The organism is Sporosarcina sp. ACRSL (assembly GCF_022346605.1).
GTDB lineage: Bacteria > Bacillota > Bacilli > Bacillales_A > Planococcaceae > Sporosarcina.
On sequence record NZ_JAKRNT010000020.1, the window covers coordinates 1 to 16275 of the forward strand.

The window sequence follows — 16275 nt, forward strand, 5'->3', positions numbered from 1 at the left end:
TAGGGAACTGATTTAGTCGTCGTTCCTTACCTACATTAGGAGCTTTTTTGTTTTTATTCAAGTTATCTATTTCTATTTACTGTACTTTTTTACTTTTATTTCTTGCTATGCAACGCTAGTGAGTGGTGCCTGTGTAGCAAGCAATTCAGTTTATTCACTACAATTGTATATTGTAAAAATCAAAAGTCAGCCATGGTAGTAAATGGCTGACTTCTTCTTATGTTTTTATACTTTGAATTGAATAGTCATAAATGTGTCTTACACAGGCACCTAACCATTTTCTTGTGGTTTAGCGCTCTTTCTTCAACTCAAACTGCATGATAGCAGGGAAAAATACGCCTCTCTGAATCTTCATTAAAGGTTCCCCTTTCATCAAATAGGAATCTAACATTTTAAATGTGACAGTTGCAGTTGTGCTCATTCCAGGATTCAATCGGCTTTCTTCAATATCGACGCTCCAACTTGAGTAGACGTTGCCTTCATTCTTAATGGTGAATGATATACTTTGGGTCGATATTTCGGTGTTAGTGATATTTTCGACAGTAAAATAAAAGATTTGCTCAGTTTTGCTATGTGACGAGCCGGTAAGCTGAAACGCCAGATCCTCGAACTGTATTACGTCTGAGGTGAAGCCACTATTTTTTTCTGCCTGTACTTGGTCTTCGGAGGCTCCAAGTCTAAGTACGAGGAACACAGCCAATACGATTGATCCGATAAGCGCAAGTATGGATATTTTTTTAAAGGAAGACTTCTTTGTCATCGAAAACTCTCCTACTACATATTTTATGTATAAAATTTTATTGTTTTACTTTAATTCTTCCCAAGTTGCTTCCATTTCAATCCGAAAGAGAGGAATGGAAAGTTGTAATTAAAATGTATTGGCAGTTTCCTAGAAAATAGAGGAGTTCCACAATATTCAGCGAAGTAGTCAACGAATACATTGGAAATGGGGGATTATTATGCAGCATATGTTGTTCAGTGATCCGATTAAATTAAATGCGATTCGTTACGGGGAAAAGGAAGCGCTATCGTACATGGGGAAGAGATTTACGTACCGTGAATTCAACGAGCGAATTAATCGGTTGGCGCACGCATTTCTGGAGGCGGGAGTTGAGAAAGGGGATAAGGTGGCGTTCATGCTGCTCAATTGCAATGAACTCTTTGAGATCATGTTTGCATGCGCCAAGATTGGGGCGGTTTTCGTGCCAATCAATTCTCGATTTGTCGGCCCGGAAATTGAGCATGTGTTGAAAAACTCCGATACGATTGGTTTGATTTACGGGGCTGAATTCGACAAAGAGATTTCTTCGATTAAGGATCGCTTGAAAGACGTGCAGCTATTTGTTTCGGTTGGGGGTCATGCGGATACGGCGTCTTATGAATACGAGAGCTGGATTGATCTTCATTCAGAAAATGAACCTGTCCTCGACTATGAGTTAGGGGAGCTCGATACGGTTTGTATCATGTATACCGGAGGAACGACGGGACATCCAAAGGGGCGGTACGCTCGCATCGGAGCATGTATCTTGTAGCGCTGTTATTCAGCCTTGAATTTGGAATTGGGCGAAACGGGAAAGGATTAGTGTCTGGTCCGTTGTACGGTGCCGCTGCACTGTCGACTTCCGTACCGAATCTGTTCGTCGGCAATCCGGTTCATATTTTGCCGAGGTTTCATCCTGTCGAAGTATTGGAAGCAATTGATAAGGAGAAAACGACGACTTCCTTCATGGCCCCGCCGATGTTCGATGCGATTTTTGCGTTGCCGGAGGAAGTTCGGAATAAATATGACGTGAGTTCTATGAAAGGGATATTTTCGGTTGGCGCACCTTTGCATTCCAGTACAAAGGAGAAGGTGTTGGCATTCTTTAAAGACGTCGAGTTGAATGAGTTTTATGGTGCAACGGAGCATGGTGGTTCGACGAATTTATTCCCGGAGTATCAGGAACAGAAGGATCGCTCCGTTGGCGTGCCGATGCTTGGGATGGAAGTGAAGCTTGTCGATTCTGATGGAAATGAAGTGCAGCCGTGTGAACCGGGTGAGTTTTTGGTGAAGGGACTTACCCTTTGCGATGAATATTATAAAAATCCGGAGGCGACAGCTGAAGCGTTCCATGGCGAATGGCTTGGCCTCGGCGATATGGGTGTTCAGGACGAGGACGGGTTTTATTCCATCGTTGACCGTAAACAGGATATGATTTTGTCCGGAGCATTTAACGTCTACCCAGCAGAAATCGAAGGCGTCCTTCATCGGCATCCGAAAATTGCGGATGTCGCAGTCATTGGTGTCCCCGATGAAAAATGGGGAGAGGCTGTGAAAGCGATCGTTGTCCTTCGAGAAGGAGAGGAGGCTGGCGCACAGGAGATTATCGACTTCTGCGAAGGAAAGTTAGCCGACTATAAAAAACCTCGTTCCGTCGACTTCATGGCCGAACTCCCACGCAGCTTACAAGGAAAGTTGTTGAAGTATAAACTGCGGGAAATGGTGACTGTGAAGAAATAAGGAGAGCTGTTTTGGGAGGCAGCGTACTTTGATTTTTATAGTGCAGAAAAGGGAAGGGCCGAATTGGTTTTCGGTCCTTCCCTTTATTTATGATGTCACCATTCTTTATTCCAAATTGGGGCGAACCATTTCACGCCTCGGCGGTTCATGGGCAGGAGCTTCATGTCTGCGATGAGATGGCTTGCATAGCCGGCTATTCCTGCTAGAAGCAGTCCGTCGACCTGCCAATCCTGTTGTAATTGATTCAAAATGAACGCATAAAAAGCGAGTCCTGGTAGTGAGTGGGTGTAGGATCGGTGGGGCAGGAATGATGCGATGACGATATAGCTTCCCATAAGCAGGATGCCGATCGATTGCTGCATGACAATTCCGAGCCACATTACCATGACACCGGTGAGCGTCAACATTCTTCTTTGTGTAATGAAACGCGATACGATAAAGAAGAGTAACCCAATTCCTCCGTATAGCAAAATAGCAGGGCTAAAGCCTGCATTGAAGAACTGGTAGACAATCGCTACCAAAATTCCTGCACCAACGAGTTGCATCAGCCATTGTGTGATCTTTTTGGAAAGCGTGATCCGGTTGGTTGCCAGTCCGTTTGTATCCAAATCGGGAACGAGCGCTGACACGCCGCCAACGAAGGAACCGACTGCGATGTTGAGTAGATCGGGTTGCACTTGGAACCCTGCCATCGCTCCGACAGTGACACCGATCATTGTGTGTGAACTTCCTTTCATCTGTAAACCTCTCTCGTTGTGTAATCTTCTTATTATCGCTCATTTGAGAGAGGGGAAGCAATGGGCTGATGTTTGCACTTAATTGTCCGAGAAGAGGGAAATGAAGAACTTTGTAGTGGCTATTGTCTTAGGTAGAAGGATTTGAATTGGCACGAACTGTCATTGAAAACTATCGATATACTAGGCGACTATATTATAATGGTAGTAAGAGAAAGAGATTCGATGAAAAATGCAGGTCACACCAGTTGAAGGGAGGGGGAGGCAGGATGAATCTTTACCAATTTGAAGATGCGGTAAGTTCCATTATCGTTGAACGCGGACTGGAGTATTTTGATGCGGGATTTGTTGCAAAGCTTGTGAGCGGGGGAAGCGGCCGATACAATGCGCACGTTGAGGGAGCGGATGTATATGAGGTTAGCGTCCAGCTTGATGAAGAACAGAATATTGTTTCGTCTTACTGTGATTGTCCGTTCGATATGGAATCTGTATGTAAACATGAGGTGGCGGTTTATTATGAATTAATTCATAGGCTAAAGGATAATGATTTCCCTCAGGCGCTAAGTGTAAATGCAATGGCCGAACAGCCAGCTTTGAAAGTAACTCTCGAAAATCTGTCCAAAGAAAAGCTGATTGATATTTTAATTAAGTTAGCTGACGATGATCCGATTTTACATAATGAGCTGCTCTTTACGTATGCAATCGTCCATGAGCGGCAAGAAGTTGAGCGTTGCAAGCAGTTCATCGAAACGATCATTGATAAATATAAAGGCAGAGAAGGGTTTATTTCATATCAATATGCCAATGCTTTTGCGGATGAATTGTTGGTGGTGCTCCATAGAGTAGAGAAAATGAAAGACCCGTTGATGGCGGTGGAAGTTGCCGGTCTGCTGTTGATTGAAGCGGTTCAGTCCATTCAGTACACGGATGATTCAAGCAGCGGTATTGGCGTACTCATTGACGAGACGATCAAGGCAATTCAAACGATTGCAAGTTCCCCATTAGAGTTGTCCGATCAAAGTGATTTGTTGGAAAGGCTAATTCTTTTATCTAAACATCAAGTGTTTGAAGGATGGGATGACTTCCGAATTGATGTGCTCAGCATTTGTATTAGCTTTGCGGCAAATGAGCAATTACGTAATACGTTAGTGAATGAATTGGAATCCATGCTCGTGGATTCTTCTGCTACTCATTATGATCGGTATGGAAATGAACGGATTCTTAACTTGCTGTATGACATCATCGAGACGTACGGCACAACCGAGGAAGCGACACAGTTCTTGCATGCAAATCTCAAATATCCATCTTTCCGGAAGCGATTGATGCAATACGAAATGAAAGAAGGCAACTACGAAAACGTGTTGGCATTAGCTTCTGAAGGCGAAAGAAGAGACAAGGATTATCGTGGGTTGGTTACGAGGTGGAAAAAATGGCGCTATGCAGCGTATAAACAATTACAATCTGTTGAAGAGCAAATGAAAATGGGGCGCGAACTGCTGATGGCAGGGGAGTTCAAGTATTACTGGGAATTGAAGGAGCTTGCTGCAGACGACCCTTCTTTTTATGATGACTTGAAACAGGAACTAGCTGCAACGAATAATCTCGTGTATGTCCAGCTTATTGAGGCAGAAAACGATGTAGACGCCATTCTTGAAGTTGTCCGTGAAAGTCCTTCATCGGTTGAACGATATATGAAATACTTGTTGGATTCCCATAAGGACGAGGCGATTCATTTATTCGAATCCCATGTGAAAACGATGGCCGAAAATGCGTTTAATCGAAAGGAATACAAGGAAGTGTGCCGAGCGTTAAGGCGTTTCCGGAAAATAGCTGGCAAGGAAGCTCAATTGCGTGTAGCGGAAGAGTTGGAAAAGACATATAAGAACCGTCCGGCTTTTTTGGATGAATTGGGGAAGTTGTAAGGGAAATTATTGTGCTGCAAATGAATAGATATAAAAAGGGAAGCCGTTCATTTAATTGAATGGGCTTCCCTTAAAAATGTAAGCAATTGATTGAAATTTTTGGTACCGGAGAAAGAAGTTTTTTGTTACAATTATTTACAATTAACAGCGAACGGAGTGTTGGAGGATGAGAAAAAAGATTACAGGGGTTATCGCAGTCATAATAGCTGTTTTTATGCTCGCAATACCAATCCAATCAGTTGATGCAGCACCTGCAAAGTTCAAAAATTGTACGGAATTGAATAAGACATATCCAGGCGGCGTCGCCAAGGATTCGAAGGTGAAGAACAAAGGCGGTAAAACGAAACACAAGCCTTTTGTTTCGGCTGAAATCTATAAATCACACATAAAGATGGACCGTGATAAGGATGGAATTGCGTGTGAAAAATAATGTAGAGCAAAATCAGGTATAGATAAAAATATACAAATTAAATAAGGGAGGTCAATCAAAATGACATTTGATTAGCCTCCTTTCACATTTGGATCTAATTGGTAGGGTACTTACGCAGGCACTAAAAATCTTCCTGTTATCCCCCGGTCTTATATATCATCTCATATTGCCCGCCATTCTCGACAAAAAGCAGCAATTGATAATTCGTATGGGGAAATAGTTACGAATCGGTGTGACAATGATTTCATTTGCTTTCGTTTCTGTCAGAATGGGGACATCCCGTCCTGAACGGTTGATTCGGATATCTACCTTATCTCCTTCCGTCAACGCTCGGTCAAAGGTGATCTTCCAGCTTTTATTCAACGGAACGTTATCGTGTGGGGAATGATTGGATGTCCGATGAAATTTTAGGAAGAGTTGATGGGTTCTTTTGAATTACCATTTCATTGTAGTTTGAAAAATCAAGAATTCCCTCGCCGAATTGTGGACCCCAACCTGCTGGTCCTTTATCGGTGGTATATTTCTTCAGCAATCGTTCAATGTCTTGTACCGTTCTCGCTAGGTCTTCCAGCTTTAGCATGGCGGCGGTCCCACTCACAAAAGGAGTAGCGGTTGAGGTAACGCTGTATCTTTTGAAAGATCCTCCCGGGAGGCTTGATAGGATTTCAACGCCAGGTGCTGCAATATCGATGCTGGAAAGAGGGTAGCGGTATCCATACTTTCATTCCCAGCCGCAACGACGACGACTACGTCATACGCAAGCGCATAATTAATCGCCTCCGCCAAATATGTAGAATATTTCTCGCCGACTAAACTCATGTTGGTGACATCTGCATCATGATAGATGGCATATCGAATTCCCTCTGCAATGTGATTGTCATACCCTCTCCCATCCTTGTCCACTGCACTAATCGGCATGTTTTTCACATTGTCGGGTGTCGTATCAACAATAATGCCTGCCATATGCGTATCGTGGAAATGCTCGTCAGTCGGGTCCCAACCCTTGTCCAATATGTCATATCCCGCAACTAGACGATCCCGCAGGAAAGGATGGTCCGCATCGACGCCGGTGTCAATGACAGCCACAATGACGATTCCTTCCAGATCTTTTGTCCATTCAATTAATTTGTCCGCTCCGATACGAGCAGGCCCCCACGATTTTGCCTGTAATGTACCAACTTGCAGCGATATCTCGCGGATATAATCAGGCTGTAGCACCTTCGCATCCGTAAGCTTTTCTACTTCATCTTTATGTACACTTTCAATAATTGGTTCATTTTCATCATTGAGCAATTCTACTAAGAATCGATCACTTTCTTTAGCCAGTGTAGTCGGACTTGCAAAGCAAAGGGCCAACAACACGGATACAATACATGTCCATATACTCTCCTTCATCTGTCTATTCCACCAAGTCATTTATCAATTAGACTATAGCGCAAAATGGTAGAGTCCAAACAGGTTCCTGTGTAACAAATGTAATCTCCTTCAATTCCGTTTGTATTTATATAACTAGCATCCAATTCTCATAAAGGCACCTCATACTTTATTTTCATAGCTAGTCAGTTTGAGCATACTATTTGGGTCTTCATTTACAAACTTTGAGATATAAACACCTTAAATAAAGAATACTCTATAGAAGAAGTTTCAAAGGATATAATTGCTGTAATGGATGGATTGGAATAGGGAGGAGAAGTAAGGGAAATGGATCTAGAACTGAATGAAAATGTGCTCTCAGAAATGAAAACGAAACTTATCGAGGCAATGTTTCAATATGCAAAAAGTGAAGTCATTAACTACTCAGTAGAGGAGGGGGCTTTATCTTTCGTCACATACCTCTATTACTTTGATGGTCACTCGGTGGGTGTTGCTCTTTGCATCGGTTTGGAAGAAGAGGTTAAGGAGTTGGAAAGGCAATGGGGTTCTGATGTTCAAAGAGGTTATTATAATTACGACTTCAAGTATACGAAAGCATTTGGAGACAAAGAAACGGTTGACCAATTCGATAAGTATATGGATATTGTAATTGAAAAATCAAAAGAGGATCCGGAATATTCTAGTTTAGAACTTAACAGTCTCCTTAATGAAGTTTCTTTTAAATTGAAAGAGGTTGAATGGGAAGGGCTTATCAGGAATGGTAAGGACTTTACAGTATCTGATTTCCTTGTTTATGATTAATATATAGAAGAGTGGTGCTTTATCCTTTATACGGGAACGGGAAGCCAATAAAATCTCGTCATTTGAATTATAGATAATATAGGGAGGCGGTCATTCAGTTGAATGAGCTTCCCTTTTGTATGTTTTAACATAATGTTATGATCGTACAAACAGGTGTCGCTACGCAGAAAGGTGGATGTGGATGGATATTCAAACAATCGAAGAAGAACTGCATAAGACTTGTGATCTGGAAACGGCGACTTTTGGGATGGGGTGCTTTTGGGGGCCGGATGCCCGTTTCGGGAGTTTGCAGGGCGTCATCCGGACTCGGGTCGGTTATGCCGGCGGGACAACGCCAACTCCTACGTATCGCCAGATGGGAGATCATACGGAGACTGTGGAAATTGATTTCGATCCTGCCATCTTGCGCTATGAGGACGTTTTACGTCATTTTTGGCGGAACCACTATCCGAACCGTGACCAATATAAGGGGCGCCAATATTTGTCGTTGTTGCGCTGCCGCGGTAATGAACAGCTTGAAATAGCTGAACGTGTAAAGACCGAAATGGAAGTGGAGCTTGGTGAACGTATAGAAACCAACATTGCCGGGTTTACAGACTTTACGCTGGCGGAAGAACGCCATCAGAAATACTATCTTAAACGGTATCCAAAAGCATTGGAGCAGTTGAAGGTGCTCTATCCAGAACCCGAATTGCTTCTGCATTCTACATTTGCCGCCAGGCTGAATGGTTTCGTCAAAGGAATCCGTACGAAAGAGAGCTTGTTGGAGGAAATGAATGGATGGAAAATCGACCAGGATGGCCGAGCGGTATTGATTGATTTATTCCAGCGGATGAAATGGTGAAGTATATTAAAAAGACCCTCAATTTCGATGTGAATTGAGGGTCTTGTTATGCTCATTAATGGGCTTTTCGCTTACCGAAATTGCCGCCGCGCACTTCGGCGACTTCGTAAACAGCGACAAACGCTGTAGGATCGATTTCGAGGATGATTTCTTTTATCTTGCTATCTTCCAGCCGGTTAATAATGCACGTAATTTCTTTCATTTGCTCATTGGAAAATCCTCCTTGAACCGTGCTGACCGTAGCACTCCGGCCAAGCCGTTCTCGGATCGTTTCCACCATTTCTTCGGGCTCGCTCGTAATGATTGTATATTTTTTAGAACCGCTCAAACCTTCTTCTACAATGTCGATCACTTTCGTGGCAATATAGTATGCGATGGCGGATAGAAAAGCTCCTTGAAGTCCGAAAACCGTCGAGACAATCGCAAAAACGAAAACGTTCAGAAATAGGATCAAGTCACTTGTACCGAACGGCATCTTCCGGGAAATTAAGACAGCTAACATATCAATCCCGTCAAGTGCACCACCATTCCGTAGAGCAATCCCCATGCCTAGACCAAGGATAATTCCCCCGACGACTGTGATTAATAGCGTATCGCCTTCAATAATTGTCGGTACACGGTGCATCAAGCTTGTACTGATGGCTAGCGAAGCAATACCAAGAACGGAATAAATTGCAAAGTCTTTCCCAATTTGCTTGTAACCTAAAATGACAAAAGGAATATTTAAAATTGCGATGAGAAGGCCTAGTGGTAATCCAAATAATTGTGACCCGACGATACTAAGGCCTGTTACGCCTCCGTCAGATACTTGGTTGGGGATAAGTACAGATTCCAATCCGTAAGCTGCGATGAAAGCGCCGAGTATAACCAAAGCGCCGCGTACAAGCATTTTCCATACAGGTACTTTTTGTTGTGTTTTTGGCATTATGTTGTTCCTCGTTTAGTTAGTTTTCTTTATTTTACACTTATGTACTTTATCTTGTCAGTCACTTTCCCTTAATTTATATAGATAGATTTCATACAACTTGAGAAATGGTATAATTTAGATGTACTAAACTATGCAAGGGGAGGGTGTTTCAAGTGCTGAAAAAATTGGCTTCAGATGCGCTAGGCTTGTCGGATATTGGTAAAATTATCGGCCCGGAAAATTATGATAAAACAGATGCAGATGATTATATTCGACATGAAGATAATGAAAAGATTTATTTCTTGATTAAGACAAAAGCGGATGAATACTGCTTTACGAACCTCGCTTTCATTCACGTCGACGGGGAGAACGCCGTCTCTTCAAAGCGTATCCTAAAACGCTACCCTTATTCACAGCATCAAATCACGAATGTCACTTTGGAAACGGCGGGGAAAGTGGATTTGGACGTTGAAATCAAGTTCACATTAGGGCATCAATCGTACAGCATTGACGTCGATAAAAGGCAACTCGATAAATTAAACGATCTGTATAAAGCATTGGTTTACATGTCGGAAATGGTCCACGACAACAATATTTTGTTCGAGATGGCAAAGGAAAGTCTCGACAAGGCTGCTAACATGTTGCACAACTCAAGGTCGTCCGACATTCAAATGGTTGATCAATATAAGCAATTGACCGAATTCGGCTTCTCCTGGCTAACATCAGCCCGTGACAAATACCACATCAAAGACTTTGGCGACGTGTTTGAGAAGTATATCAACAACTAAAAACGGTGCCTGTGCAGCGTACAATTCAGTTTATTCACTACAATTGCATAAAAGAAAAACGAGAAGCTTGTCAAGACGTCATTTGACTAGCTTCTTTTTGTATTTTAATAACTACTAGTGAATAGTCATAAATGTTTCGTGCACAGGCACCGACACAATTTGAAGGTAGATTGCGAGATTTATCTCTATTATTTGATAAAATAGAGATAGCGTTATTAGAAACGGAGGGGAACTGCATGGGTAAATTACAGAGTCTGGAACCTGTTACGATGGATACAATTACTGCGAAGTTGATGTCGCATATTGTTGCTACTGCGACGGAACGTTTTGGGGAAGATGGGATATCGGCTGTGCAAGCAGGTGTGCAGCAAGTGGTGGAAGAACAGCAGACCGAAGTGGAAGGACTCGAGGAAGCGTCCTTGTATATATACGATAAGCTGTTTGATGCAGAACAGATTGGGAAGACGTTGGATGCTTATAATACACATCTGCAAACAGCGGGACGCGAACCTTATACGATGTTTGCGATCATGGCAAAACTGTTTGCCCATATCGCAAAGGTCATGGTGGAAACGTACGGCAAAGAAGATGGGGAACGTGTGATGATGGACAGTGTCGGAACATTTGGCGAAGAACGCGGCCGGGATATTGCCCGTCGAGCCGCCGCTGTCGGGAAACCGAACACGATGGAGAATTATCTATCCAACTACGACATGGGCCGCAGTGAACTGTTTGAATACGAAACCCATTTTCATCCGAAAGAAATTGAACAATCCTTTACGAAATGTGCATTTGCAGAACAGTGGAAGAAGGATGGCATGGAAGACTACGGCATCCTTTATTGTCATATGATTGATCCTTCAATTGCGAAAGGCTATAATCCGAATTTCGAAGTGGTGCATGACCAATATGTGTTACGGGAAGGCACTTGTCATTTCCGTTTTCAAATGAAGGACGAAGAACAAAGTGAAAGGGGGGCATCCGAATGATACAGGTAGAACGGCTTTGGAATCGTTTAATGGAATTGAGTCAAATCGGAAAACAACCGAGCGGTGGAGTGACCCGCTTTTCATTTACAAAAGTAGAGCAGCGAGCTAAACAGCTCGTCGCTTCTTATATGGAAGAGGCGGGCATGCAAGTGAGGGAAGATGCAGTCGGCAATTTGATCGGACGGCGAGATGGACGGCGGGCAGATTTGCCAGCAGTTTTAATCGGATCGCATATCGATACGGTTCCGCATGGCGGTAAATTTGACGGAGCACTCGGTGTCCTTGCAGGTATTGAAGTTGCACAAACATTAAATGAGCAGCAGATAGAGCTCGACCATCCAATTGAAGTCATCGCGTTTACCGATGAAGAAGGCAGCCGCTTTGGACTTGGCATGATCGGCAGCCGCGCCATAGCGGGAACGTTGACGCTGGAGCAGCTCCAACAAGTCGACCAAGATGGCATCACGATCTGGGAGGCAATGGAGCAGAGCGGGCTGGATCCCCAAAACATCGGCGAAGCGAAGAGGGAGCCTTCGACGGTTAAAGCTTATGTGGAGCTACATATTGAACAGGGGCGCGTTTTAGAGAAGGAGGGGCTCCCTGCGGGTGTAGTATCAGGCATCGCAGGACCCTATTGGACAAAGTGGAACATTTCGGGTGAAGCGGGTCATGCCGGTGCAACTCCGATGGACGGTCGGAAGGATCCTTTGATGGCAGCAACGGAAATCATGCAGTTCATGGAAGAGCAAGCGAAAAAGCATCCCGCAACGGTTGCGACGGTAGGACAGATTTCCGTTAAACCGGGTGGTGTGAATGTCATTCCAGGAGAAGTCGAGTTCACTCTGGATCTCCGTGCAATCGATGAAGCAATTCGAGATGCGGTGGAAACTAACATTAAAGCCACTGCGGAGCAAGTATGCCTGAAGCGGGATGTAGTGCTGAACATTGAACATCTCCAGCGCATCAAGCCTGTTCCGTGTTCGAATTCCATTCAAGAAGTAATCCGAGAAGCTTGCCGAAAAACAGGAGTAGAACCAATTACGCTTCCGAGCGGCGCGGGACATGATGGGATGCAGTTTAACGAATGGCCGATCGGGATGATTTTTATCCGCTCGAAAGACGGTATCAGTCATAATCCCGCTGAGTGGAGTTCGAAAGAAGACTGTGGAAAAGGGACGAAAATCTTATATGAGACGGTACTAGCTCTTGCTAGCGAATAAACGAAAAAGAGTGCCTGATCCAGTCGGCACTCTTTATCATATATTCCCGTCTGAAAATTAATGGTACTCAGCAATTGATTATAGTAAAATTAGGAAACCAACGGATGATGAAAGGAGTGGAACGCAATGTGTAGAAATATCAAGCCCTTATTTAATTTTGAACCTCCAGCTGCTGAAGATGAGATTCATGCGGCAGCGTTACAGTTTGTGCGGAAAATCTCTGGATTTAATAAGCCATCGCAAGTGAATGAAGGGGCGTTTCAGGACGCAGTGGATGAGGTGACACAAGCTGCTCAAAAACTATTGGATTCTTTAGTGACAAATGCTGAACCAAAAAATCGTGAGGTAGAAGCAGAACGTGCTCGTGCTAGAAATGCTAAAAGATTTGGCACATCACAAGGACAATAGATAGCTGAAATGAGTTCTTGTAATGAAAATATTTTTGTTCCTATGATGAACATTAAATGTGTGTAGCAAGTGTAAAGAAAGATCGCCGTTTACGGGAGAAAGAAATGTTAAATCCATTGAAATGTTGATATAGCAACAAAAAAAGAGACACTAATTCATATATGAATTGTGTCTCCGAATAGATTGTTATTTTATGTTTTTGCTCCAACAACCGAATCTGTTACTTATCCATTAGGCACTCTTTTTCATAGTAATCGTTAAGCTCCCATAAATGCCATGATGGCGTCGACTAAACTGTAAATACCGAGGCCTGTACAAATTAAGGCGACAATCCCGCCGATAATATTGGCTTTTAGAGAGTTGGTGTATTTGCCAAGCCGTTTTTTGTTGTTCATGATTAAGAGCAAAACAATCGCGACGACCGGCAATAGAATTCCATTCAAAGCTTGCGCAAAAAGTAAGACATCCATAGGCTCGAATCTCAGACCGGATGAGATAATACCGATCAATATGATTGTAACGAAGACAGCTTTGAATCGCTTATCTTTCATTCCGTTTTCCCATTTTAAAATACTGCTTACTGTAATGGCCGCACCAAGTGGTGAAGCAAGGGCAGAAGAAAACCCGGCCGCGAACAGTCCTATCGCTATGAAATATTTTGCCCATGCGCCTAATAAAGGCTCAAGTTGAAGAGATAGTTCAGCTGCACTGGTCACTTCTACTCCTTTAATCATCGCACCCGCTGTAATTAAGATCGCTGCTGTAATAATACCTCCGATACTAATGGAGATAATTGTGTCCCAACGTGATTCCTTTAAACCTGCAGGGCTGCTCCAGCGTTGTTGGACAATCGATGAATGAAGGAAAAAGTTGTAAGGAACGACTGTCGTTCCAATTAACGCGATAATCATAATGATTGATCCGGGAGGGAATGTAGGAACAAAAGCACCATGAAATAATTCACCTAAATCTGGTTTTGAAACAATCGCTGTCGTAATGAAGGTAATGCTCATAATCGCAACGAGCGCTACCATGATTTTTTCAATTAATTTAAAACTGCCGCTAAGCCCGATAATTAAAATGACTATTCCAAAAAACGGACCGAGTATATGTGTTGGAATTCCTGTTAGCGTTGAAATACCGAGCGATGTACCGATTAAGTCTCCTGCCATATAGGCAGTACAACCAACGCTAATAGCGATTAACACCAACCACATCGTCCCATACTTTAAAATCGGCTGACCAAACTGTTCCCGGATTGCATCACCAAGGCCTGCACGGGTAATAATTCCGAGACGGGCTGTCATTTCCTGTAACACAATCGTTGCGATGATTGAAAATACGACTGCCCATAACAAGGCGAATCCGAACGAAGCCCCCGCACTCGTTGAAGTTGTTATCGTACCAGGGCCGGTAAAAGAGGCGGTGACGATTAACCCGGGACCAATCGTTTTTAATCTATCTTTAAAAGATTTTTTTTCAGACACATTTATGTTTGCGCTTACATTTACATCTTCAACACGTGTCATCTGTTTCTCCCCCTTTTGTATCGGCATTCCTCACCTTTTTGTAAAATTCAGTCTCTAATTTGTGGAAAATACCTGTAACAAGTTGTCACAGGTATTATTTTTGGAATAACGCAATCTTGGACAGTGGATTTTATTAACATAGAGATTCCACTTCAGCCTTTGTTGACCTTTTTTAACTCTAAATAATTATAGATAGTTTGTTTCGATACGCTTAGCACTTTTGCGATTCGCTCGGTTGATCCTTGAATGAGGAAAGTCCCCTTTTCCTCTAAATTTTGAACGAACCGGATTTTATCTTCTCGTGACATCTCCTTGATTGGAACGCCTGTCTCGACGAGCGCAGTGTTGATCAAATGGTCAAAGACTTCTTCGATATTTTTTGCGTATGATTCATTTGAATGGTGTTCGACCTGATCCACATCCATTGTGGAGGAGAAATCTTTAATAATTTGATTAACCATTGTAAAGGCTGTGATATCAAAATTAATTCCTAAAAAGCCAATCACTTCTCCAAGATCATTTCGGATAAACGAAATGGACGTTTTGACAAATTGGCCTTCCTTCGTCCGCGTTGTATAGCCGAGTTTGTCTTTTACGTCGTTACCATGTTGCCGCAATTCTTTTAAGATGACTTCCGTTGTCGGTGCTCCGAGCTCTCTTCCCGTTACTGTCCCTTTTATGTAAATAAGGGATGATTGAACGTTTTGAAGGTCATGGAGCACGACTTCGCAGTTCTTACCGAAGGTTGCATGAATCATATCCGCAACAGGCTTGTAGCGATCTAGGGTCCGTCGATTTTCATTGTGAACAGTATTCATCGTTATCACCAGTTTCTTAATATAAGTTACTTACATTGTACCTGCTGTTGCTGGGGATAACGATGCTGATTTATTTTTGGCGATGACTCCAGCGAGTGCATATAACACAACAGTCGAAACGAAATGCGCTGAATTTTGGTTTGGATCTTGTTGCGGATACACTTCCACGAAGTCCATGCCGATGACGCCTTGTTTACAAATCTCGTGAACGAGCGTTAGCAACTCGAATGAAGTAAGTCCATTTCCGTCAACTGGACCACCTGGGTTAAAGGCGAAGTCCAAGACATCGCTACAGATACTCAAATACACACAATCCACATCTTTGCTAGCCATTGCATGCAATTCTGCAGCAAGTTGTTTTAAATCTTTAGAGTTACGAATATCGTTGATTGTCACAGTAACTGCTCCAGCTTCTCTCGCATTACGCCCAGCTTGTGGCTCATTACGGGGTCCATGAATCCCTGTATGAATAATGCTTTCATTTCGGACGCCTTCCTGCTCGTAGAGTCGTGCGAATGGACTGCAACGTGCATATTGGTCTCCGTTATGGGATGGGAGGTTATCGTAATGCGCATCGAGATGGATGATGCCAACTTTTTTCCCTGTTTCCGCAAGCGCTTTCACGATCGGGAAAGTAACACCATGATCTCCACCAAGGCCAATCAGGAATTTTCCGCTGTCCCATAGTTGACGAGTGAAATTTGTAATGCGTGTCATTGTTTCGTCGACATCGGCAGGTACCACATCGATGTCACCGATATCGCCTAGTTTCATATGTTCAAACACATCAATATGGTCAAGTTCAGGCAAATAGCCGCTGTATCGAGCGGATGTGAGACGCATCACTTTCGGTCCGAGTTCACAGCCTGTGTAATCGCCCCATGTGACAGCACCTTCCCAAGGGATTCCATAAACGACCGCATCGATGTATTCAAATGATTTAGTTGCAGAGATATTTTTTGCACCGAGGAAGCAAGGAGTATTTCCGTATAGAGTAGTAGTCATAAATTT

The 16275-nt window shown here is 43.2% G+C and carries 16 protein-coding genes and 2 pseudogenes; 10 read left to right on the top strand and 8 right to left on the bottom strand.

Annotation, left to right across the window (positions count from 1 at the left end; all coding sequences use genetic code 11):
* Positions 1-289: 289 nt before the first annotated feature.
* Positions 290-760, bottom strand: a complete 471-nt coding sequence (locus tag MHZ92_RS20365) for a hypothetical protein (RefSeq protein ID WP_239433550.1) — start codon at positions 758-760, stop codon at positions 290-292.
* A gap of 274 nt (positions 761-1034) precedes the next feature.
* On the opposite strand from MHZ92_RS20365, the pseudogene MHZ92_RS20370 reads away from it, so the two are divergent.
* Positions 1035-2020 (top strand): annotated as a pseudogene (locus MHZ92_RS20370) (AMP-binding protein); the annotation flags it as partial.
* A 171-nt stretch (positions 2021-2191) separates the two neighbouring features.
* The gene (locus MHZ92_RS20375) at positions 2192-2500 is read left to right on the top strand and encodes an AMP-binding enzyme (RefSeq protein WP_239433580.1); all 309 of its coding nucleotides are present in this window, start codon (positions 2192-2194) and stop codon (positions 2498-2500) included.
* 95 nt (positions 2501-2595) lie between these two features.
* Here MHZ92_RS20375 and MHZ92_RS20380 read toward each other — a convergent pair whose 3' ends face one another.
* The gene (locus tag MHZ92_RS20380) at positions 2596-3237 is read right to left on the bottom strand and encodes a metal-dependent hydrolase (protein WP_239433551.1); all 642 of its coding nucleotides are present in this window, start codon (positions 3235-3237) and stop codon (positions 2596-2598) included.
* Between the two features lie 266 nt (positions 3238-3503).
* Between MHZ92_RS20380 and MHZ92_RS20385 the strand changes: the two genes are divergently transcribed.
* A complete protein-coding gene (locus MHZ92_RS20385) occupies positions 3504-5156 on the top strand; it encodes an SWIM zinc finger family protein (protein ID WP_239433552.1) in 1653 nt (550 codons plus the stop codon).
* 214 nt (positions 5157-5370) lie between these two features.
* Positions 5371-5586 (top strand): excalibur calcium-binding domain-containing protein, encoded by a 216-nt coding sequence (locus MHZ92_RS20390; RefSeq protein WP_239433581.1) that lies wholly within the window; start codon positions 5371-5373, stop codon positions 5584-5586.
* 156 nt (positions 5587-5742) lie between these two features.
* Here MHZ92_RS20390 and MHZ92_RS20395 read toward each other — a convergent pair whose 3' ends face one another.
* Entirely contained in the window at positions 5743-5949 is a 207-nt protein-coding gene (locus tag MHZ92_RS20395; RefSeq protein ID WP_239433553.1) for a hypothetical protein, read from the bottom strand.
* A gap of 7 nt (positions 5950-5956) precedes the next feature.
* Positions 5957-7002, bottom strand: a pseudogene (locus MHZ92_RS20400) (S8 family peptidase).
* A gap of 321 nt (positions 7003-7323) precedes the next feature.
* Here MHZ92_RS20400 and MHZ92_RS20405 point away from each other — a divergent pair.
* Both MHZ92_RS20405 and MHZ92_RS20410 read left to right on the top strand, forming a co-directional pair.
* Positions 7324-7761: a hypothetical protein gene (locus MHZ92_RS20405; RefSeq protein ID WP_239433554.1), complete on the top strand. Its 438-nt coding sequence runs from the start codon at positions 7324-7326 to the stop codon at positions 7759-7761.
* A 181-nt stretch (positions 7762-7942) separates the two neighbouring features.
* Positions 7943-8605, top strand: coding sequence for a peptide-methionine (S)-S-oxide reductase MsrA (locus MHZ92_RS20410; RefSeq protein WP_239433555.1), 663 nt, complete (start codon positions 7943-7945; stop codon positions 8603-8605).
* A gap of 55 nt (positions 8606-8660) precedes the next feature.
* On the opposite strand, the gene MHZ92_RS20415 is transcribed toward MHZ92_RS20410, so the two are convergent.
* Positions 8661-9530: a YitT family protein gene (locus MHZ92_RS20415; RefSeq protein ID WP_239433556.1), complete on the bottom strand. Its 870-nt coding sequence runs from the start codon at positions 9528-9530 to the stop codon at positions 8661-8663.
* Between the two features lie 155 nt (positions 9531-9685).
* On the opposite strand from MHZ92_RS20415, the gene MHZ92_RS20420 reads away from it, so the two are divergent.
* The 4 genes from MHZ92_RS20420 to MHZ92_RS20435 all read left to right on the top strand — a co-directional run bounded on the left by MHZ92_RS20420 (position 9686) and on the right by MHZ92_RS20435 (position 12917).
* Positions 9686-10300, top strand: a complete 615-nt coding sequence (locus tag MHZ92_RS20420) for a PH domain-containing protein (RefSeq protein ID WP_239433557.1) — start codon at positions 9686-9688, stop codon at positions 10298-10300.
* 236 nt (positions 10301-10536) lie between these two features.
* Positions 10537-11289: an L-2-amino-thiazoline-4-carboxylic acid hydrolase gene (locus MHZ92_RS20425; RefSeq protein WP_239433558.1), complete on the top strand. Its 753-nt coding sequence runs from the start codon at positions 10537-10539 to the stop codon at positions 11287-11289.
* Positions 11286-12509: a Zn-dependent hydrolase gene (locus MHZ92_RS20430; RefSeq protein WP_239433559.1), complete on the top strand. Its 1224-nt coding sequence runs from the start codon at positions 11286-11288 to the stop codon at positions 12507-12509. Before MHZ92_RS20425 ends, MHZ92_RS20430 begins: the two co-directional genes overlap by 4 nt.
* Positions 12510-12635: 126 nt before the next feature.
* Positions 12636-12917: a DUF2277 domain-containing protein gene (locus MHZ92_RS20435; RefSeq protein ID WP_239433560.1), complete on the top strand. Its 282-nt coding sequence runs from the start codon at positions 12636-12638 to the stop codon at positions 12915-12917.
* Positions 12918-13174: 257 nt separating this feature from the next.
* On the opposite strand, the gene MHZ92_RS20440 is transcribed toward MHZ92_RS20435, so the two are convergent.
* The 3 genes from MHZ92_RS20440 to MHZ92_RS20450 all read right to left on the bottom strand — a co-directional run bounded on the left by MHZ92_RS20440 (position 13175) and on the right by MHZ92_RS20450 (position 16269).
* A complete protein-coding gene (locus MHZ92_RS20440) occupies positions 13175-14446 on the bottom strand; it encodes an Nramp family divalent metal transporter (RefSeq protein WP_239433561.1) in 1272 nt (423 codons plus the stop codon).
* 152 nt (positions 14447-14598) lie between these two features.
* A complete protein-coding gene (locus MHZ92_RS20445; protein ID WP_239433562.1) occupies positions 14599-15264 on the bottom strand; it encodes a helix-turn-helix transcriptional regulator in 666 nt (221 codons plus the stop codon).
* Between the two features lie 30 nt (positions 15265-15294).
* Complete coding sequence (locus MHZ92_RS20450) at positions 15295-16269, bottom strand: agmatinase family protein (RefSeq protein ID WP_239433563.1); 975 nt, start codon at positions 16267-16269, stop codon at positions 15295-15297.
* Positions 16270-16275 lie beyond the last annotated feature (6 nt).